The sequence below is a fragment of the Streptomyces sp. NPDC019937 genome (assembly GCF_040631655.1).
Classification (GTDB): Bacteria; Actinomycetota; Actinomycetes; order Streptomycetales; family Streptomycetaceae; genus Streptomyces.
Genome location: NZ_JBEYAL010000014.1, coordinates 1 through 19,907, shown reverse-complemented (window position 1 = coordinate 19,907; position 19,907 = coordinate 1). Strand labels below are relative to the sequence as shown.

Annotated in this window: 16 protein-coding genes and 2 pseudogenes; 15 read left to right on the top strand and 3 right to left on the bottom strand. The window is 71.6% G+C overall.

Features of this window, described 5'->3' with window-relative positions:
• Positions 1–301: 301 nt before the first annotated feature.
• The 3 genes from ABZ562_RS15955 to ABZ562_RS15945 are packed head-to-tail and all read left to right on the top strand — an operon-like array spanning position 302 to position 4,877.
• Entirely contained in the window at positions 302–1,771 is a 1,470-nt protein-coding gene (locus ABZ562_RS15955) for an aldehyde dehydrogenase family protein (RefSeq protein ID WP_361478946.1), read from the top strand.
• Complete coding sequence (locus ABZ562_RS15950; RefSeq protein ID WP_361478943.1) at positions 1,768–3,312, top strand: amino acid permease; 1,545 nt, start codon at positions 1,768–1,770, stop codon at positions 3,310–3,312. The genes ABZ562_RS15955 and ABZ562_RS15950 overlap by 4 nt, the downstream gene beginning before the upstream one ends.
• A gap of 14 nt (positions 3,313–3,326) precedes the next feature.
• The gene (locus ABZ562_RS15945; protein WP_361478940.1) at positions 3,327–4,877 is read left to right on the top strand and encodes a GMC family oxidoreductase N-terminal domain-containing protein; all 1,551 of its coding nucleotides are present in this window, start codon (positions 3,327–3,329) and stop codon (positions 4,875–4,877) included.
• Positions 4,878–5,250: 373 nt separating this feature from the next.
• On the opposite strand, the gene ABZ562_RS15940 is transcribed toward ABZ562_RS15945, so the two are convergent.
• Positions 5,251–6,042: an IclR family transcriptional regulator gene (locus ABZ562_RS15940; protein WP_361478937.1), complete on the bottom strand. Its 792-nt coding sequence runs from the start codon at positions 6,040–6,042 to the stop codon at positions 5,251–5,253.
• A gap of 115 nt (positions 6,043–6,157) precedes the next feature.
• On the opposite strand from ABZ562_RS15940, the gene ABZ562_RS15935 reads away from it, so the two are divergent.
• The 5 genes and pseudogenes from ABZ562_RS15935 to ABZ562_RS15915 all read left to right on the top strand — a co-directional run bounded on the left by ABZ562_RS15935 (position 6,158) and on the right by ABZ562_RS15915 (position 11,952).
• Positions 6,158–7,132 (top strand): 5-dehydro-4-deoxyglucarate dehydratase, encoded by a 975-nt coding sequence (locus ABZ562_RS15935; RefSeq protein ID WP_361478934.1) that lies wholly within the window; start codon positions 6,158–6,160, stop codon positions 7,130–7,132.
• Positions 7,129–8,439 carry a glucarate dehydratase family protein gene (locus tag ABZ562_RS15930; protein WP_361478931.1) on the top strand — a complete coding sequence of 437 codons (1,311 nt, stop codon included), beginning with the start codon at positions 7,129–7,131 and terminating at the stop codon, positions 8,437–8,439. The genes ABZ562_RS15935 and ABZ562_RS15930 overlap by 4 nt, the downstream gene beginning before the upstream one ends.
• A gap of 207 nt (positions 8,440–8,646) precedes the next feature.
• A complete protein-coding gene (locus ABZ562_RS15925) occupies positions 8,647–10,596 on the top strand; it encodes a GDSL-type esterase/lipase family protein (RefSeq protein WP_361478929.1) in 1,950 nt (649 codons plus the stop codon).
• A 171-nt stretch (positions 10,597–10,767) separates the two neighbouring features.
• Positions 10,768–10,953 (top strand): annotated as a pseudogene (locus ABZ562_RS15920) (IS5/IS1182 family transposase); the annotation flags it as partial.
• A gap of 99 nt (positions 10,954–11,052) precedes the next feature.
• Positions 11,053–11,952, top strand: coding sequence for a MerR family transcriptional regulator (locus ABZ562_RS15915; protein WP_361479337.1), 900 nt, complete (start codon positions 11,053–11,055; stop codon positions 11,950–11,952).
• Here the strand turns inward: ABZ562_RS15915 and ABZ562_RS15910 are convergent.
• Positions 11,886–12,923 carry a zinc-binding dehydrogenase gene (locus ABZ562_RS15910; protein WP_361478926.1) on the bottom strand — a complete coding sequence of 346 codons (1,038 nt, stop codon included), beginning with the start codon at positions 12,921–12,923 and terminating at the stop codon, positions 11,886–11,888. The genes ABZ562_RS15915 and ABZ562_RS15910 overlap by 67 nt on opposite strands.
• Positions 12,924–13,000: 77 nt before the next feature.
• Here ABZ562_RS15910 and ABZ562_RS15905 point away from each other — a divergent pair, with 77 nt between their 5' ends.
• Both ABZ562_RS15905 and ABZ562_RS15900 read left to right on the top strand, forming a co-directional pair.
• Positions 13,001–13,399: a helix-turn-helix domain-containing protein gene (locus ABZ562_RS15905; RefSeq protein ID WP_361478923.1), complete on the top strand. Its 399-nt coding sequence runs from the start codon at positions 13,001–13,003 to the stop codon at positions 13,397–13,399.
• A gap of 221 nt (positions 13,400–13,620) precedes the next feature.
• Positions 13,621–13,824, top strand: coding sequence for a hypothetical protein (locus tag ABZ562_RS15900; RefSeq protein WP_361478920.1), 204 nt, complete (start codon positions 13,621–13,623; stop codon positions 13,822–13,824).
• Positions 13,825–13,848: 24 nt separating this feature from the next.
• Here the strand turns inward: ABZ562_RS15900 and ABZ562_RS15895 are convergent.
• Positions 13,849–14,229, bottom strand: a pseudogene (locus ABZ562_RS15895) (DinB family protein); the annotation flags it as partial.
• A 146-nt stretch (positions 14,230–14,375) separates the two neighbouring features.
• Here ABZ562_RS15895 and ABZ562_RS15890 point away from each other — a divergent pair.
• From ABZ562_RS15890 to ABZ562_RS15870, 5 genes are all read left to right on the top strand, one after another.
• Positions 14,376–15,338: an LLM class F420-dependent oxidoreductase gene (locus ABZ562_RS15890; RefSeq protein WP_361478917.1), complete on the top strand. Its 963-nt coding sequence runs from the start codon at positions 14,376–14,378 to the stop codon at positions 15,336–15,338.
• A 424-nt stretch (positions 15,339–15,762) separates the two neighbouring features.
• Positions 15,763–16,896, top strand: coding sequence for a dimethylsulfone monooxygenase SfnG (gene sfnG / locus ABZ562_RS15885; protein WP_361478914.1), 1,134 nt, complete (start codon positions 15,763–15,765; stop codon positions 16,894–16,896).
• 43 nt (positions 16,897–16,939) lie between these two features.
• Positions 16,940–17,494, top strand: coding sequence for an NADPH-dependent FMN reductase (ssuE, locus tag ABZ562_RS15880; protein WP_361478911.1), 555 nt, complete (start codon positions 16,940–16,942; stop codon positions 17,492–17,494).
• A 5-nt stretch (positions 17,495–17,499) separates the two neighbouring features.
• The gene (locus tag ABZ562_RS15875; RefSeq protein ID WP_361478908.1) at positions 17,500–18,699 is read left to right on the top strand and encodes an SfnB family sulfur acquisition oxidoreductase; all 1,200 of its coding nucleotides are present in this window, start codon (positions 17,500–17,502) and stop codon (positions 18,697–18,699) included.
• 24 nt (positions 18,700–18,723) lie between these two features.
• Positions 18,724–19,884 carry an LLM class flavin-dependent oxidoreductase gene (locus ABZ562_RS15870; RefSeq protein WP_361478905.1) on the top strand — a complete coding sequence of 387 codons (1,161 nt, stop codon included), beginning with the start codon at positions 18,724–18,726 and terminating at the stop codon, positions 19,882–19,884.
• Positions 19,885–19,907 lie beyond the last annotated feature (23 nt).

Sequence of the window (19,907 nt, the reverse complement as noted above, 5' to 3'; positions counted from 1 at the left end):
CCGCCACGCGCCCACACGGGGTGCGGCTCCCCGACCCCGCCCACCCGAACCGGGGGGCTCCGCCCCCTGCCCCCGCCCGGACACCCCGGGCCGGTGGCCAGGCGGGGTCGATGTGGCCGGCGGCGAGGCCGTGGCGGGTGATGTCCCAGCCCTCCGGGAGGCGACGGACACCCCCTGGAGCACCCGCCGGCGGCCCGTCGGTGTCCGCACGCCGTGCGGAGCCGCCCGGTGGCCCTTACGCTCGGTGTGTGGGCCGTCGGGCAACCTCTACACATGGCAACCCCACTCCATAGGGGGAAACATGCCGGAGCTGTTCATCGGCGGACAGTGGACCGCCGCCCTCGACGGACAGACGCGGGAGATCCGCTGCCCGGCGGACGGGTCCCTGGTGGCGGCGGTGGACGAGGCCGGGCCGAAGGACGTGGCCGCGGCGGTCGCGGCGGCCCGGGACGCGTTCGACCGCGGGCCGTGGCCGGGCACGGCGGCCGCGGAGCGGGGGCGGTTGCTGCTGCGCGTCGCGGATCTGCTGGAGCGGGACAAGAGCGGCCTCGCCCGGGCCGAGTCCCTGGACACCGGGAAACGGCTGGCGGAGAGCGAGTACGACCTGGACGACATCGCCGGGTGCTTCCGCTACTTCGGCCATCTGGCCGCCGCCGGTGGCGGGGACCGGGTGCTGGACACGGGCAGTCCGGAGATCGACAGCCGGGTGGTGCGGGAGCCGGTCGGGGTGTGTGCCCTGATCACGCCGTGGAATTATCCGCTGCTGCAGACGGCGTGGAAGGTGGCGCCCGCGCTGGCCGCCGGGAACACGTTCGTCCTCAAGCCCAGCGAGCTGACCCCCCACACCGCGATCGGGCTGCTGCGGCTGCTCGCCGAGGCGGGGGTGCCGCCTGGCGCGGCGAATCTCGTCCTGGGGGCCGGGTCGACGGTGGGCGCGCCGCTGGTCACGGACGAGCGGGTGGACATGGTGTCCTTCACCGGCGGGGTGGTGACCGGGCGGTGGATCATGGCGGCGGCCGCGCCCACGGTCAAGAAGATCGCCCTGGAGCTGGGCGGCAAGAACCCGAACATCGTCTTCACGGACTCCGATTTCGACACGGCGGTGGACTACGCGCTGACGGCGGTGTTCCTGCACTCCGGGCAGGTGTGTTCGGCGGGTGCCCGGCTGCTGGTGCAGGAGCAGCTGCACGACACGTTCGTGGACGAGGTGGTGGCCCGCGCCCGGGCGATCCGGCTCGGTGGCCCGTTCGACGAGGACGCCCGTACCGGGCCGCTGATCTCGGCCGCGCACCGCGACAAGGTGGCGTCGTACGTGGCGGCGGGCATCGACGAGGGCGCGGTGCTGCGCTGCGGCGGGGCGCCGCCCGACGAGCCGTCCCTCGCGGGCGGCCACTACTACCTGCCGACGGTGCTGGACGACTGCACCCCGGACATGCGGGTGGTGCAGGAGGAGTCGTTCGGTCCGGTGCTCACGGTGGAGCGGTTCCGGGACGAGGAGGAGGCGCTGGCGCTCGCCAATGACACGGTGTACGGCCTGGCGGGCGCGGTGTGGACGCAGGACGCGGAGAAGGCGCACCGGGTGGCGTCGCGGCTGCGCGCCGGAACGGTCTGGATCAACGATTTCCATCCGTACGTCCCGCAGGCCGAGTGGGGAGGGATGAAGCAGTCGGGCATCGGCCGTGAGCTGGGCCCGGCGGGGCTGCACGAGTACCAGGAGACGAAGCACATCTGGCGCAACACCGCGCCCCGCCCGCAGCGGTGGTTCGAATGACGTCAGCCGACCCCACCGAGCCACCCGGGCCCGGCCCCCGCAAGGCCCCGGCACACGACGACGATTCGCTCGCGGAACTCGGCTACCGGCCGGAACTCAAGCGCACGCTGGGCAACTTCCACACCTTCGCGGCCGGGATCAGCTACATCTCCATCCTCACCGGCACCTTCCAGCTGTTCTACTTCGGCGTGACCCACGGCGGCCCGGCGTACTGGTGGTCGTGGCCGATGGTGTTCCTCGGCCAGCTGATGGTGGCCTTGTGCTTCTGCGAGCTGGCGGGGCGCTATCCGGTGGCGGGGTCGGTCTACAACTGGTCCAAACTGCTGGGCGGCCCGCACGTCGGCTGGCTTGGCGGCTGGATGATGATGACCGCCTCGATGGTGTCGCTGGCGGCGGTGGCGCTCGCGTACCAGATCACGCTGCCGCAGATCTCCTCGTGGTTCCAGTTCATCGGCAACGGTGGCAGCGGCACGGAGCGGGCGGCCAACGCGGTCGTGCTCGGCTCGATCCTGGTGCTGTTCACCACGCTGGTGAACGGCTTCGGGGTGAAGCTGATGGCCCGTATCAACTCGGCCGGCGTGGCCATCGAGCTGATCGCCGCCATCGTGCTGATCCTGCTGCTGGCCGCGCATCTCACCCGTGGCCCGTCCGTCGTGACGGACACCTTGGGCCGCGGCGAGGGGCGGTCGCTGGGCTACTTCGGCGCGTTCCTGACCGCCTCGCTGGCCTCCGCGTACGTCATGTACGGCTTCGACACGGCGTCGTCACTCGGCGAGGAGTCCATGGATCCGGGCCGCAACGCACCGCGCGCGATCCTGCGGGCGCTCGTCGCGTCGTTCCTCATCGGCGGGTTCATCCTGCTGTTCGCCCTGATGGCGGTGGAAAACCTGCACGCGAAACAGCTGGCCGAGAACGGTTTGCAGTACGTGGTGCTGTCCACCCTCGGGCACACCATGGGCGAGATCACGCTGTGGTGCGTGGTCGTCGCGATCACGGTGTGCGCGCTGGCCGTGCACACCGCCGGCATCCGGCTGATGTTCGCCATGGCGCGGGACAACAACCTGCCCGGCGGCTCCCGGCTCGCTCGTGTCCACCCGCGCTTCCAGACCCCGGTGCTCCCGGCCGTCCTCATCGGTCTGGTGGCGGTCGCGATCCTGGTCATCAACATCAACCAGCCGCAGATCTTCTCGGTGGTCACCAGCATCGCGATCATCATGATCTACGTGGCGTATCTGCTGGTCACCCTGCCCATGCTGGTGCGGCGGCTGAGGGGGCAGTGGCGCCCCGCCACCGGCCGCTTCTCGCTGGGCCGCCTCGGCGTGCCGGTCAACGCGCTGGCCGTGCTGTGGGGCCTCGCGATGTCCGTCAACCTCGCCTGGCCGCGCGCCGAGGTCTACAACGCGACCGGGCCGCAGCACTGGTACCTGCGCTGGGGCGCGGTCCTGTTCATCGGCGTGGTCGCGCTCGGCGGCTTCGCCTACTACTGGTGCGTGCAGCGCAGGCACACCGGCGTACTCGCCGAGCACGCCGCCACCCCGTGAGGGAGGACAGGCCCGTGGACGAGTTCGACTACGTGGTGGTGGGCGGCGGCACGGCCGGGTCGGTCGTCGCGGCCCGGCTAAGCGAGGACCCGTCGGTGTCCGTGTGCCTCCTGGAGGCGGGCCCCTCCGACGTCGGCGACGACAGCGTCCTGCGGCTGGACCGGTGGATGGCGCTGCTGGAGTCCGGCTACGACTGGGACTATCCCGTCGAGCCGCAGAAGAAGGGCAACAGCTTCCTGCGCCACGCCCGCGCCCGGGTGCTGGGCGGCTGCTCCTCACACAACTCCTGCATCGCCTTCTGGGCACCGGCCGAGGACCTGGACGAATGGGCCGAGGGCGGCTGTACGGGGTGGAGCGCCGAGGAGACGTACCCGCTGTTCCGACGGCTGGAGAACAACGACGCGCCCGGGGACCACCACGGCCGCGGCGGCCCGGTCACCCTGCGCACCGTGCCGCCCCACGACCCGTGCGGCCGGGCGCTGCTGGCGGCGTGCGAGGAGGCGGGCATCCCCCTCACCCCCTTCAACACCGGTCGGACGGTCGTCCGCGGCGCCCACTGGTTCCAGATCAACGCGCGCGAGGACGGCACCCGCTGCTCCGCCTCCGTCGCCTACCTCCATCCGGTGATGTCCGGCCGCCCCAATCTGGCCGTACGCACCGGGCTGCAGGCCAAGCGGCTGCTGCTGGACGCGGACCGGCGCTGCATCGGCGTCGACTACCTCGCCCCCGACCTGATCCACACCCACACCGTGCACGCGCGGCGCGAGGTCGTCGTCTCCTGCGGCGCCATCGACACCCCGAAGCTGCTGATGCTGTCCGGCATCGGTCCCGCGGACCATCTGCGCGAGACGGGCGTGGAGGTGATCGTGGACTCCCCCGGTGTCGGCGAGAACCTTCAGGACCACCCGGAGGGCGTCATCATGTGGAACGCCGAGCAGCCCATGGTCCGCGACTCCACCCAGTGGTGGGAGATCGGCATCTTCGCCGCCACCGAACCCGGTCTCGACCGGCCCGACCTGATGTTCCACTACGGCTCGGTGCCGTTCGACATGAACACCTACCGCCGCGGCTATCCGACGTCCGAGAACGCCTTCTGCCTCACCCCCAACGTCACCCGGGCCCGCTCCACCGGCACCGTACGGCTGCGCACCCGCGACTTCCGCGACAAGCCGAGGGTCGACCCCCGCTACTTCACCCACGACCACGACATCCGCGTGATGATCCACGGCCTCCGCCTGGCCCGCGACATCGTCGCCCGCCCCGCGCTGGCCCTGTGGGCGGGCGCCGAACTGGCCCCGGGCCCCGACGTGGACACCGACGACGACCTGTTCGCCTACATCCGCGACACCCACAACACCGTCTACCACCCGTCCTGCACGGTGAGAATGGGCGCCCCCGACGACCCGGCCGCCCCGCTCGACCCACAGCTGCGGGTCAAGGGCGTGACGGGCCTCCGCGTCGCCGACGGCTCGGCGATGCCGCACCTGGTGGCCGTCAACCCGTGCATCACCACGATGATGATCGGCGAAAAGGCCGCCGACATGCTGAAACGCCGCCATCCCTGAGCCCCCGCCCAAGGCGAACGCCACGCCCCGGGCAGGAGACGAGGGCGGGCGCCTCGGTCCCCGGCGGACACTGCCGGGAGCCCCGGAGCCGGGCCGTGCCCAGCCGGGCACGGCCGGGCGGCGGGAGGCCGAGGCCCGAGCCGAGCCCGGGGCCAGGCAGGACCCGAAGCCGAGGCCCGAGCCGAGCCCCGGAGCCCGGCAGGACCCGAAGCTGAGGCCCAGCCCGCGCCCCGGAGCCCGGCAGGACCCGAAGCCGAGGCCCGAGCCGAGCCCGGGAGCCCTGGCTGGGCCCGGAACCGGGCCCGGCTCAGGAACGGGGGTCCGGGGGCCTGCCCCCGGGTTCGGGAAGGGGCGGGGTGAGGGAACACACCCCCTACCGCCACTGCGTCGCCGCCCCGCCCGCCCTCGGCACCACCGCTTCGATCTTCTCCCGGATCTCCCGCATCACCGCAACGATCCGCTCCTCCCGGCCCTCCGCCAGCCGCGCCGTCGGCACCGAGCAGCTGATGGCGTCCACCGCGGGCGTGTCGTACCGCAGGGCGAAGCCGAAGCCCACGATGCCGGTGACCCCCTCCTCGCGGTCCACCGCGTAGCCGCGTTCGCGGATGCGGGCCAGGTCGGCGACCAGGGAGGCCCGGTCCCGGTGGGTACGGGGGGTCAGCGGCTCCAGGGGCCCTTCCGGCAGCGGGAGTTCGTCGTCGGGGCGCTCCGCCAGGAGCGCCTTGCCGAGGGCGCCGACGTACGCGGGGAGGCGGCGGCCCACCCGGCTGAAGGGCCGCAGGTATTCGTGCGACTCGCGGGTGGCGAGGTAGACGACGTCGCCGTCGTCCAGCCGGGCGAAGTGGATGGTCTCGCCGAGGGCGTCGGACGCCTCGTCCAGGTAGGGCCGCGCGGCCCGCACCCGCGGGTCGCTGTCGAGGTAGCTGGTGCCCGTCAGCAGGGCCCGGATGCCGATGCCGTACAGCGAGCCGGTGACGTCGGTACGCACCCACCCGCGGTCGATCAAGGTCTGCAGCAGCGCGTACATGCTGCTGCGCGGCACGTCCAGCTCCTCGGCCAGCTCCCGCAGCCGGGCGGGCTGGTCGCCGCGGGCCGCGAGCAGTTCGAGGAGCTGCACGGTGCGGCCCGCCGACTTCACTTCGCGTACGCCACCGGTTTCCGCCATGGGGCGCATCGTAATCCGGACCGCGGCGGCGAAGTCCCGCCTATTGACGCCCCCGCGTGCACATTCCTAATCTCTATCTTCATACGTAGACGTCATCTACATAGGGAGACGAGTGATGACGGCCCTCACGGCCGATGCGGCGACGACGGCGGCCCGGCTGCGCGACGGGATGGCGAGCGGCGTGCTCTCGTTCCCGCTGACCAGCTTCACCGACACCAAGGGGGACCAGGGCGACGGCGCGACCGCGCTCGACCTGCCCGCGTTCCGCGACTACCTCGCGGCGCAGATCGAGACCGGTCCGGGCGCGATCTTCCCGGCGTGCGGCACGGGGGAGTTCTTCTCCCTGGACGAGGACGAGTACCGCGAGGTCATCACCGCGGCCGTCCGGGAGGCCGACGGCCGGCTGCCGGTCGTGGCGGGGATCGGCTACGGCTGGGCGCAGGCGGCCCGGTTCGCCCGGATCGCGGAGGAGGCGGGCGCGGACGCCGCGCTCGTCCTGCCGCACTACCTGGTGAAGGGCCCGCAGTCGGGGCTGGTCGAGCAGATCCGGCAGATCGCCACCCGCACCCGGCTGCCGCTGATCGCGTACCAGCGCGACCAGGTCACCTTCACCATGGACAGCCTGCGCGAGCTGACCGCGATCCCGGGCGTCATCGGCCTCAAGGACGGGCACAGCGATCTGGACCGGCTGCAGCGCCTGAAGCTGGCCGCGCCGGACGACTTCCTGTTCTTCAACGGCGCCGCGACCGCCGAGGTCCAGGCCCGCCCGTACGCCAGCATCGGCATCACCGCGTACTCCTCGGCCGTGCACGCCTTCGCCCCCGAGATCGCGAACGCCTTCTTCACCGCCCAGCGCGACGGCGACGACGCTACGGTGGAGCGGCTGCTGCGTGACTTCTACGTACCCCTGGTCGAGCTGCGCGACCGCGTCCCCGGCTACGCCGTTTCGCTGGTCAAGGCCGCGGCCCGGCTGCGCGGGCGGCCGGTCGGCCCGGTGCGCGCACCGCTCGCCGACCCCGGCCCGGACGATCTGGCCGACCTCGAAGCCCTTCTGACCACCGGACTCGACCTCGTGGGAGCCGCACGATGACGCAGACGTCGCAAGCGCAGGATCTGGCCATCGCCGAGGTGCGGCTGACGCCCATCCTCGTCGCCGACCCGCCGCTGCTGAACACCCAGGGCGTCCACCAGCCCTACACCCCCCGGCTGATCATCGAGGTGGTCACCGAGGGCGGGACGACCGGCATCGGCGAGACGTACGGCGACACCAAGTACCTCGACCTGGCCCGCCCGCTGGCCGAGAAGCTGCCCGGGCACAGCGTCACCGACCTGAACGGGCTCTTCACGCTGGCCAACGAGGTCGCGGTGGACTCCTCCCGGGTCGAGAACTCCGTCGACGTCGGCGGCCTGCGCGGCGTCCAGACGGCGGACAAGCTGCGGCTGTCGATCCTCTCCGGCTTCGAGGTGGCGTGCCTCGACGCCTGGGGCAAGGCGGCCGGGCTGCCGGTGCACGCGCTGCTGGGCGGCAAGGTCCGCGACCGCGTCGAGTACAGCGCGTACCTCTTCTACCGCTGGGCCGAGCACCCGGACGGCGTCGCCTGTGAGCCCGACGACTGGGACGCGGCCGTCGACCCGGCCGGGGTCGTGGCGCAGGCCGAGCGCTTCGCCCGCGACTACGGCTTCACCTCCTTCAAGCTCAAGGGCGGCGTCTTCGAACCCGACCAGGAGATCGCCGCGATCCGCGCCCTGGCCGAGCGCTTCCCCGGCCAGCCGCTGCGCCTGGACCCGAACGGCGCCTGGTCCGTGCCCACGTCCCTGCACGTGGCGGAGGAGCTGCGGGACGTCCTGGAGTACCTGGAGGACCCGACCAGCGGTACGCCCGGCATGGCCGAGGTCGCCGAATCCGCCGGGGTCCCGCTGGCCACCAACATGTGCGTGACCACCTTCGGGGAGATCCGGGAGGCGTTCACCAAGGGCGCGGTGCAGGTCGTCCTCTCCGACCACCACTACTGGGGCGGGCTGCGCAACACCCGCGAGCTGGCCGCCATCTGCCGCACCTTCGGCGTCGGCCTGTCCATGCACTCCAACACCCACCTGGGCATCAGCCTGGCCGCCATGACGCATGTCGCGGCCACCGTGCCCAACCTGGACTACGCGTGCGACAGCCACTACCCGTGGCAGACCGAGGACGTGATCACCCAGCGCCTCACCTTCCGCGACGGCCGTCTCGACGTCACCGACACCCCCGGGCTCGGCGTCGACCTCGACCGTGACCGGCTCGCCGTCCTGCACCAGCGCTGGCTGGACGACGACGGCACGATGCGGGACCGCGACGACTCCGCCGCGATGCGCGTCGCCGATCCGGAGTGGACGACCCCGGCCATTCCGCGCTGGTAGTCCGCCCGGCCGGACGTCGGCCATCAGCCCGGGCCGGGCCGCCGAGGGGGGCGGTCCGGCCCGGGTTGTGCGCTCCACCTTGACGTTGAACCGATTCAACGATTCCATCGTGACCGCACCCCGCGCCTGGGAGCGCTCCCAGGCGACCGGCCCCCCACGCCCGCCGCGAGAGGACCCCCTCCGATGCGAAGACTCTTATCGGTTGTCATGACCGCGTCGCTACTCTTCCTGGGACTGAGCCTGAGCGCCACCACCGCCCACGCGGCCCCGGCCACCCCCGCGAAGGCCCTGGGGAACGGCTCGGTGAGCGACCCGAACATCGTCTACACCGGCCGCTGGGACCTCGGCTCCGCCACCGCAGCCGTCCCCAACTGGACCGGCGGCTACCTCCAGACCGCGTTCACCGGGACGACGGTCAAGGTCAAGGCCCGGAACGCGGTGAACTTCTACGCCAGCGTCGACGGCGGCGCCGATGTCTTCTACGCGGGCGTCAGGGGCACCGTCGACCTCACCCCGACGCCACTCCCCCAGGGCACCCACACCCTCCGCGTGTCCTACCGCTCCGGCGACACCGTCTTCCAGGGCCTGGTTCTCGACGCGGGCGCGGGCACCACCACCCCGCGCGTGCCCGGCAAGCTCATCGAGTTCGTCGGCGACTCCATCACCGCCGGCGCCCTCACCGACCGGCTCGCGCTCGACTCGTACGGCTGGAAGACCGGCGAACAGCTCGGCATGCGCCACACCCAGATCGCCCGCGCGGGCTACTGCCTGGTCGCGAAGAGCGGCTGCGTGGGCCTGGCCGGCCAGTTCTTCAAGACGGCCTCCACCGGCGACCAGAACTGGGACTTCTCCCGCTACCAGGCGAACGCCGTCGTCATCAACCTCGGCACCAACGACATCGGGCACGGCGTCACCGGGCCCGAGTTCCAGTCGGCGTACACCGCCCTCCTCCGCGACATCCGCGCGAAGTACCCCAGCGCTGTCCTCTTCGCCGTCCAGACCCTCAAGAAGCGGTACGTGGCGGAGACCAAGGCGGCCGTGAGCGCGCGCAACGGCGCGGGGGACGCGAAGGTGACGTACGTCGACACCAGCGGCTGGCTCACCGACGGCACGGACTACGAGGACGGGAACGGCCACCCCAACGAGGCGGGCCACACCAAGTTCGCGAACCGCCTGGCCCCCGTCATCAGCGCCAAGCTGGGCGCGGCCGCCATGAAGTCCGCCGCCGCCCCCGGCCAGCCGGGCGACCCCAACATCAAGTTCAGCGGCCGCTGGGACACCACGACCTCCGCCACCGCCTACACCCCCTACTGGGCGGGCGCCTACTTCCGCACCGGCTTCACCGGCCGCACCGTCAAGCTCAAGCAACGGGGCGCGATCGACCTGTGGGCCAGCATCGACGGCGGCCCCGCCACCTTCTACGACGAGGCCAAGGGCACGGTGAACCTCACCCCCACCCCCCTCGCCGCCGGAAACCACACTCTCCAGGTCAACTACCAGGTCATCGCGGGCAGTTACCACGGCGACGCGGTCTTCCAGGGCCTGACCCTCGACAGCGGCGCCACCACCTTCGCCCCGCCCGCCCCGAAGAAGCTGATCGAGTTCGTCGGCGACTCCATCACCGTCGGCACCACCACCTCCCAGAACGCCCGCACCGCCTACGGCTGGCTCATCGGCGAACGCCTCGGCGCCGACCACACCCAGATCGCCCAGGGCGGCGCCGCGCTCGTCGACACGGCGGACGACCGGATGAGCCTGGAGCAGCAGTTCACCAAGCTCAACCCCAACGCCGCCACGCCCGCCTGGGACTTCTCCCGCTACCAGGCCGACGCCGTGGTCATCAACCTCGGCACCAACGACGTGGGGCGCGGCGTGAGTCCGGCGCAGTTCCAGGCGTCGTACACCAGCCTCCTGCGCAAGGTCCGCACCGCCTACCCGGGCGCCTGGATCTTCGCCCTGCGCACCTTCAGCGGCCGCTTCGGCACCGAGACCAAGGCCGCCGTCACCGCCTTCGCCGACGCCAGGGCTTCGTACGTCGACACCACCGGCTGGCTGGCCGCCGGCGACCTCTCCGACTCCGTCCACCCGAACGACCAGGGCCACCGCACCATCACCACCCGCCTGGCCCCTCTCATCTCCGCCCGGCTCGGCGGCTAGGGGTGTCTCAGGTTCGGATTCCCGTGCGCGCCCTGCACGATGATGATCAAGATGTGGGGCGAGGGGATCTTCTGGGACCTGCCGTACGAGTACGAACCGTGGCAGACGGTGTATGGACTGTTCCGGAGATGGCAGCGTCGGGGTGTGGGCCGCCCGCTGCGGGTGCGAGGCGATAAGGCGTACGCTTCGCGCGCGAATCGCGCCTACCTGCGCAGACGTGGCATCAGGTGCACGATGCCCGAGCCGGTCGATCAGGTCCGCAACCGCAGGCGCCGGGCCGTGGCGACCCGGTTTGACAAACTTGCGGTTCGGTTCGAGGCGACGGTTCAGGTCGCGGCGATTCATCAGTGGCTGTGAACCTCAGCCTGCCGCCGTGCGGTATGGGGTTGCACCTTCCGTAGCGGCATGTGGTCCGGTGGACTCACGTCCCGATCCCTTGAGGAAAGGTCCCTGCTCATGCATGCGTCTTTCATGCCACCCCGCCAGGTCAAGATCGGTGACGCGGCGGCCTTCGCCGGCAGCACGCCACGGGCGATTCGCCATTACCACGCGATCGGCCTGCTCCCCGAGCCTGAGCGGGGCGGCGATGACCGCCGCCGCTACGGGTACGAGGACATGATCCGCCTGCTGTGGATTCGCAAAATGGCCGACGCCGGGATCGCCCTGGACGACATCCGTAACGCCTTCACCACCGGCATGGCTTCCGCCGGTGCGGACAGCGAAGACGGTATCGCGGGCATCCTGGAGCGGTTGGAGGAAACCCTCGCCGAGCAGGAGGCGGAAGTGCGGCGGCAACGGACCGCCGTGCAGCGGATGCGCACCGAAGGCAGCCGGATGGGCCTGCTCTCCGACTTCGTCACCGAACGCCTCAAGAGCCTGCCCGAGGGCTCCCTACGTCAGGCGGACCTGGACAGTCTGCTGGTCACCGAGCGGATCTTCGGCCCGCTCGGCGCGGCCGTCCAGGCCACCCGCTTCGTCGTCCTGGCCACGCATCCCACTCTGCGGGAGGATTCCGACCGCGTCGATGACGCCGAGGAGGCACTCGATGACAGCGTCGCCGTCGATGATCCACAGGTGGCTCAAGTGGCCGTCGAGCGGCACGCCTTCGAATGCGCCCTGCAGGCCGTCATCGAGGAGTCCGGCCTGGGCAAGGACGACGATGCCCTCTGCGACGCCTGGGACACATTGCACCCTGCAACCGCCGATGACGGCGAGGACGGGGCCGACCTCAGCTCTGGCAGGCGGGAGGCCGACTCCATGAGCGTGTTCGAAGCCACCGGCAAGATGCCCTACGACTTCTCCCCCGCCCGCCTGCGCTGTATGGAACTGGCCGAAGAGCTATCCGCCCAAGACTGACCCGCTCCCTCAAACACGGCCTGGGCCCGGCCCGGACGATCATGTGCGGAGTCACCGCGTGCGACCCGCAGAACCGCTTTGCCGGAGACCCGGCGCCCGCGAAGGGCCTCGGCGGCTTCGGCGAAGCGGTCCCAGGGGCCCTGCCAGCCGATCTCGATCGTGAGGGACCCCTCAGCGGCGAGCTCGGTGAGAACGGCCAGGTCCGGGCCGGTGTCGCCCTCGATGACGAAGGACGTCAGCGACTTGGCCGGGCCGACGGTCGCATACGGGGGAAAGACCGCTGGCTCACCGGACGTCCAGCCGACGCTCTGCACACTGCCCCCGGGAGCGAGCAGATTCCACGCCGCGACCAGTTGGTGGCCGCCGACACTGTCGATGACCACATCGACCGGTCGCCGCAGCCCCTCCAAACCGATCAGCACCTCGTCCGCGCCGGACTCGACCAATCCCTCCCCACGGGCCGACGAACCCACGGACGCGATCACGTGGGCGCCGGCCCGCGCCGCCAACTGGACGGCGAACCGGCCGACCCCGCCGGAGGCCCCGGTGATCAGCACCCTCTTGTCCGGCCCCAGCCCGGCCGCCCGCAGCGAGCGCAGTGCCGCCACTCCGGCGACCGGCAGAGCCACCGCCCTCGCCAGGTCCAATCCCTCGGGCACCTCGGCAAGCGCACCCACACCGATCGCGACACGCTCGGCGAACGCCCCCGAGGTCAGCGCCACCACCCGGGAGCCCACCGCCGGGCCGGTGCCATCAGCGGCGGCCCGCACCACCACCCCGGCGGCATCCGAACCGAGCACCGCGCCCACAGGGACGCGGCCGGAGCGGGCGTCGTTGAGGTCCCCGTAGTTCAAGGAAGCGTGGGATACGTCCACCAGGACCTGCCCCGGCCCCGGCACCGGCTCGGGAACCTCCGCGAGACGGACGGCGGCGGGTGCTGACGGATCGACGACGAGAGCACGAACAGGCATGTCTTCCCCCTAGGTGCATGATGTGTAACAGCACTCATCATCGGTAACCTTGCCACCCAGGGGAAGGAGGCACATTCATGTCACGCGGTAACACCCGTGTTACGGACGCGGTGAGGACCGAAGCCTGCCCGGTCACCGAGGTACTCGACCGCGTCGCGGGCAAGTGGAGCATCGGCATCCTGACCGCCGCCGCCCACGGCCCGGTCCGCTTCACCGAACTCGAACGTGCCATCAACGGCATCAGCCGACGGATGCTCAGCCTCAACCTGCGCAGACTGGAACGGGACGGCCTGCTCATCCGCACCGTCCACCCGACCGTGCCGCCCAAGGTCGAGTACTCCCTCACCCCCATGGCCCAGGAACTCCACGCCTCGCTCACCGGCTTGGTGAGCTGGGCCGAGCGCCACCGCTCCGCCATCGCCGAGGCCCGCGCCACCTACGACACCGCAGCGGCACGGGAACTCGACGCCGGCTAGCGACCGGACCTCCGAGATGCGTGGATCACCGCCACCGCCGCTCTGCTGGCTTCGACAACCGGCAGCGCCCTCGCCCAGTACCTCAGCGGTGGCGCGCAGGCGTCCCTCGACGGTTGGGGCTGAGCGCATACGGCAGCGTGCCGAACAGCACGCACGCCAATTGGGCGATGCGCTCATCCTCGGGCTGAGAAGATGGCGCGCACCACAACAGAAGGAGAGTGATGGGCATGATCGTGCTCGCCCTGGCCGTCGTCCTGGTGCTCGTCGCCGGAGGGTGTGTCTGCGTCGTGTGGGCGGCGCGGGGCGGGCCGCGCTGGGTGCGCGCGGTGTCCAGCGTGACCTTGGGCATGGGTGAGGTGGTGCGCAGCCAGTCCAAGCGCAGCCGCAAGAACTCCGGCGGCGGCACCATGGGGGACGACGGCTGACCGGCGGAGCGGGGCGCTACGGGCTCATGACGCGGCCCGCAGCAGGCGGAGCCGGCCGATCTCGGTGGCGTTCTTCATGAGTTCGGCGTTCACCCAGGCGACCATGTGGGCGACGGTGTGCCGCGGATCGTGGTGCCAGGGGAACGGGGCGGTGGCGTCCAGCTCGGCGTCACCGAGCCCGTCCAGCACCGCCAGCCAGTCGTCGCGCAGGCCCCGCAGCCACTCGACGGCCGCCTTCCCGCCCCCCGGCCATACGATCTCGGTGCGCTCCCGGGGCACCCGTCCCCGGGCGTGGTCGATGGTCACGCTCCACCACCAGCCGATGTGCCGGCTCACCCAGCCGATCGTGGGCACCGGCACGGGGTCGGGCTCGGTGTCGGCCCAGTCCGGCACCCAGGTGCCGTCGCTGGCAGTTCGACCTGACCTGAGTTCGTCCGACCCTGGCACGCCATCGCACTCCGGGAAATGGTTATCCGGGCCCGGGTGCCGGGGCCTGGCGTTCATCCTCGGGAGGCGGGTTTGAAAGCGGGGCAAACCGGTACCCGTGAGCCATGCGATGGGGATACACGATGATGACCGAGCAAGCCGGACCGCGTCAGCTCGTGGAGGACGTGGTCCGGGCCGAGCAGGTCGGTTTCGACTTCTCGGTGACGTCCGACCACTACTTTCCGTGGCTGGAGTCCCAGGGGCACTCCCCCTACGCCTGGAGTGTGCTCGGGGCGGCCGCGCAGGCCACGTCGCGGATCCCGCTGACGACGTTCGTGACCTGCCCGAGTGTCCGCTACCACCCGGCGGTGGTGGCGCAGAAGGCCGCCACGCTGCAGCTGCTGTCCGAGGGCCGGTTCCGGCTGGGGCTGGGGTCCGGCGAGAACCTGAACGAACACGTGGTGGGCAGCGGCTGGCCGGCGGCCGACATCCGGCAGGAGATGCTGGAGGAGGCCGTGGAGATCATCCGCGCACTGTTCAAGGGCGGCTACGTCAACCACCGGGGCACGCACTTCGACGTCGACTCCGCCAAGCTGTGGGACCTGCCCGACGAGGCGCCGCCCATCGGGCTCGCCGCGTCCGGCGAGGCGTCCTGCAGGCTGGCCGGGCAGCAGGCGGACATGCTGATCGCCACCGAGCCGAAGCCCGAGCTGGTGGACGCCTTCGAGCGGCACGGTGGCGAGGGCAAGCCGCGCATCGGCCAGCTGCCGATCGCGTACGACACCGACCGGGACGCGGCGATCGCCCGGGCCCATGACCAGTTCCGCTGGTTCGGCGGCGGCTGGAAGGTCAACTCCGAGCTGCCGGGCCCGGCCTCCTTCGAGGGCGCCACGCAGTACGTACGGCCCGAGGACGTGGCCGCGTCCCTCCCGTGCGGCAATGACGTCGGGGAGTTCACGGACAAGCTCCGCCCGTTCGTCGAGGCGGGCTTCACGGACGTGGCCCTGGTCCAGATCGGCGGGGACCACCAGGAGCCCTTCTTCGACTGGGCCGAGAAGCAGCTGCTGCCCGCCCTCCGGGAGCTGTAGCGGCGAAACGACGCGAGCGAACGGCGGCTGGGCCACGGGATTTCCGCGGCCCAGCCGCTTTCGTCCGCGTGTCCGGGATATGGAATCCGGGCCGGGCCTTCTTGACCTGCCGGACTTTCCCCTGCTTGTATCGATGGCATGAAGCGACAGGACCTCACGCGGCGACGCCACGTCGACCTTGCGCGTGTCTCCAGCGCGTCCTGTTGCTGTCGGGCCTGAGCGAACGTTTCGGATCCCTCGACTTCCCTCGATTCCTTCCGCGTCGCCGCCCCTCCCCTTCCTCAGCACCCCTGACCTGACCAGGCACGGTCCAGGGCTGTTTCCTTCCGGCCGCCGCCTTTCCGCATAACCCGCGTCATGTCCCGCCGCGGCTGCCGTTTTCACGTGCGCCCACGTGCCCGTATTCACGTTCCGGGAGTTCCCCATGCCCGCACATCCCCCTGCCCAATTCCCCAACGACCCGCTGCGTTTCGCCTATTGGGTGCCCAATGTCAGCGGCGGTCTGGTCACCAGCGGCATCGAGCAGCGCACCGACTGGGGCTACGACTACAACCGCGAGCTGGCCGTGCTCGCCGAGAACAGCGGCTTCGACTACGCCCTCAGCCAGGTGCGGTACATGGCCAGCTACGGCGCCGAGTACCAGCACGAGTCGACCAGCTTCAGCCTCGCGCTGCTGCTCGCCACCCAGCGGCTGAAGGTCATCGCCGCCGTGCACCCCGGGCTGTGGCATCCGGGGGTCCTGGCCAAGCTGGGCGCCACCGCCGATCAGCTGTCGGGCGGGCGGTTCGCGGTGAACGTGGTCAGCGGCTGGTTCAAGGGCGAGTTCACCGCGCTCGGCGAGCCGTGGCTGGAGCACGACGAGCGCTACCGCCGCGCGGAGGAGTTCATCCGCGCGCTGCGCACGATCTGGACCGAGGACCACGCCGAGCTGGCCGGGGACTTCTACCGGATCCGGGACTTCTCGCTCAAGCCCAAGCCCCTCAACAGCGCCGGACGCCCACATCCGGAGATCTTCCAGGGCGGCAACTCCACCGCGGCCCGCGCCATGGCCGGCCGGGTCTCCGACTGGTACTTCAGCAACGGCAAGGACGTCGACGGGGTCACCGAGCAGATCCGGGACGTACACGCCTCCGCCGCCGCCGCGGACCGCACCGCTCCCCGCTTCGGCCTCAACGCGTTCCTCATCGCCCGCGACACCGAGGCGGAGGCCCGCGAGACGCTGCGCGAGATCGTCGCCAAGGCCGACACCGACGCCGTGCACGGCTTCCGCGACGCGGTGCGGCAGGCGGGACAGTCCACCGCCGACGGCAAGGGCATGTGGCAGGACTCCTCGTTCGAGGACCTGGTGCAGTACAACGACGGCTTCCGCACCGGGCTGATCGGCACCCCCGAGCAGATCGCCGAGCGCATCGTCGCCTACAAGCGGCTCGGCGTCGATCTGTTCCTCCTCGGCTTCCTCCACTACCTGGAGGAGGTCGAGTACTTCGGCGAACGCGTGCTGCCGCTGGTGCGCGAGCTGGAGGCACAACTGCCGGACACCGAGCCCGCGCTCGCCTGACCCGCCCGCCACACCGCCCGCCACCCTCCCGAAAGGGGCCACCATGGCCACCGTCCTGTCCGTCTCCGGCTCCCCCTCCGCCACCTCCCGCACCGCCCGCCTGCTGCGCCACCTCGACGCCCGGCTCACCGACCAGGGCCACGAGGTGATCCCGCTCGACGTCCGCACCATCCCCGCCACCGCGCTGCTCGGCGCCGACTTCGGGCATCCGGACATCGTGCGGGCCAGGACGCTGGTCGAGCAGGCGGACGGGGTCGTCGTCGGCACCCCCGTCTACAAGGCCGCCTACTCCGGGCTGCTGAAGTCCCTGCTGGACCTGCTGCCGCAGTACGCGCTGGCGGGCAAGACCGTGCTGCCGCTGGCCACCGGCGGCAGCACGGCACACGTCCTGGCCATCGACTACGCGCTGCGGCCGGTGCTGTCCTCGATGGGCGCCGCGCACATCGTGCAGGGCTGGTTCACGCTCGACAAGGACATCGACGCCACCGCCGACGGCGGGGTGATCGTCGCCCCCGGCGCGGCCGAGGCGCTGGAGCAGGTCGTCGACCAGTTCTCCGTGGCGCTGGGGCACCGGCCCGTGCTCGCGGCGGCGAGCTGACGCCGATGTCCGCGCATCCCGAAACCGCCCACCGCATCGCCGACGACGCGGAGGCACTGGAGGTGGCCGCGCGGCTCGCCGAGGAGTTCCGTACGGGCGCGGCCGCGCGTGACGCGGACCGCGCGCTGCCCCGCGCCGAGCTGGACCGGCTTTCCGCGTCCGGGCTGCTGGCCATCACCGTCCCGGCCGGGCACGGTGGCGCGGACGTCCCGGCCACCACCCTCGCCGAGGTGTTCCGGCTGCTGGGCGCCGCCGACGCCAGCCTCGCCCAGATTCCGCAGAGCCACTTCGTGTACGTCAATGTGCTGCGCCGCCAGGGCACACCGGAGCAGCGGGCGTTCTTCTTCGCCGAGGTGCTGGCGGGCAGGCGGTTCGGCAACGCCCAGTCGGAGGCGGGGACGAAGCACGTCCAGGACATCCGCACCCGCCTGGAGCCACGCCCCGACGGCTCGTACCGGCTGACGGGCGTCAAGCACTACTCCACCGGCGCCCTGTTCGCCGACTGGATCCCGGTGCTGGCGCGCGGAGACAACGAGGAGCTGTACGTGGCGTACGTGCCACGGCACGCGCCCGGGGTGACGGTGGTGGACGACTGGGACGGGATGGGCCAGCGTACGACCGCCAGCGGCACCGTACGGCTGGACGGCGTGACCGTACCCACCGACCGTGTGGTACCGCATCACCTCACCTTCCGCGGGCCCCAACTGCACGGCGCCGTCGCCCAGTTGCTGCACGCGGCCATCGACGCGGGTATCGCCTCGGGCGCGCTGGCGGAGGCGGTGGCGTTCGTCCGCACCAAGAGCCGTCCGTGGTTCGAGAGCGGCTTCGAGACGGCCGCCGAGGACCCACTGCTCATCCAGCGCTTCGGTGAACTGGCCGTCCAGCTGCGGTCGGCCGAGGCGCTGCTGTCCGCCGCCGCGCGGGCGGTGGACGCCGCCCGCGCGGATCTCACCGACGACACCGCGGCCGAGGCGTCGATCGCCGTGGCCACCGCGAAGGTGTCGGCGGCCGCCGCGGCGGTGGAGGCGGGCAGCGCGCTGTTCGAGGTGTCCGGCACCCGCTCGGCACTGGACTCCCTCAACCTCCACCGCCACTGGCGGGACGCCCGTACACACACCCTGCACGACCCTCCCCGCTGGAAGGTCCAGCACATCGGCCGCTACCTGCTGAACGGCACCCCGCCGCCCCGGCACGGCCTTCTGTAACGCCCCTGATTGGAGCCGCAGCTCATGTCCCTCACCTTTCACTGGTTCCTGCCCACCAACGGCGACAGCCGCCATGTCGTCGGCGGCGGCCATGGAACGCCCGTCACCGCGGCCGGGGGCGACCGGCCGCCGTCCGTCGGCTACCTGACCCAGATCGCCCGCGCCGCCGAGGACCTGGGCTTCGTCGGGGCGCTGACGCCGACCGGGGCGTGGTGCGAGGACGCGTGGCTGACGACCGCGATGGTCAGCCAGCACACCGAGCGGCTGAAGTTCCTGGTGGCGTTCCGGCCGGGGTTCGTCTCCCCCACGCTCGCCGCGCAGATGGCCTCGACCTATCAGCGGCAGACCGGCGGACGGCTGCTGCTGAACGTGGTCACCGGGGGCGAGAGCCATGAGCAGCGGGCGTACGGCGACTTCCTCGACAAGGAGGCGCGCTACCGGCGCACCGGGGAGTTCCTGGAGGTCGTGCGCGGGCTGTGGGACGGCAAGACGGTGGATCTGGCGGGCGAACACCTCCAGGTGGCGGACGCCTCCCTGACCCGGCTGCCCGATCCGGTGCCCGAGGTGTACTTCGGCGGCTCCTCCCCCATCGCCGGTGAGGTGGCCGCCCGCCATGCGGACGTCTACCTCACCTGGGGCGAGCCGCCCGCCCAGGTCGCGGAGAAGATCGCCTGGATCCGGGGGCTCGCGGCCCAGGAGGGCCGTACGATCCGCTTCGGCATCCGGCTGCACGTCATCACGCGCGACACCAGCGAGCAGGCGTGGGCGGAGGCCGGGCGGCTGCTGGACGGCTTCGATCCGGAGACCGTGCGGTCCGTGCAGGAGGGGCTGGCGCGCAGCGAGTCCGAGGGGCAGAAGCGCATGCTCGCCCTGCACGGCGGTGGCCGGGACGGGCTGGAGATCCACCCCAATCTCTGGGCGGGCATCGGCCTGGTGCGCGGCGGCGCCGGTACGGCCCTGGTCGGCAGCCACGCGGAGGTGGCGGAGCGGATCGCCGAGTACCGCCGGATCGGGATCGACGAGTTCGTGCTGTCCGGCTATCCGCATCTGGAGGAGGCGTACTGGTTCGGCGAGGGCGTGCTGCCGCGCCTGCGGCAGCAGGGGCTGTGGTCCCATCCGGCCCGTCCCTCCGCCGCCGCGCAGCCCGCCGCGCAGGTGCCGTTCGCGGCGGCCGGTCCGTCCTGACGGCCCGCCGGGGCCGTCAGGAC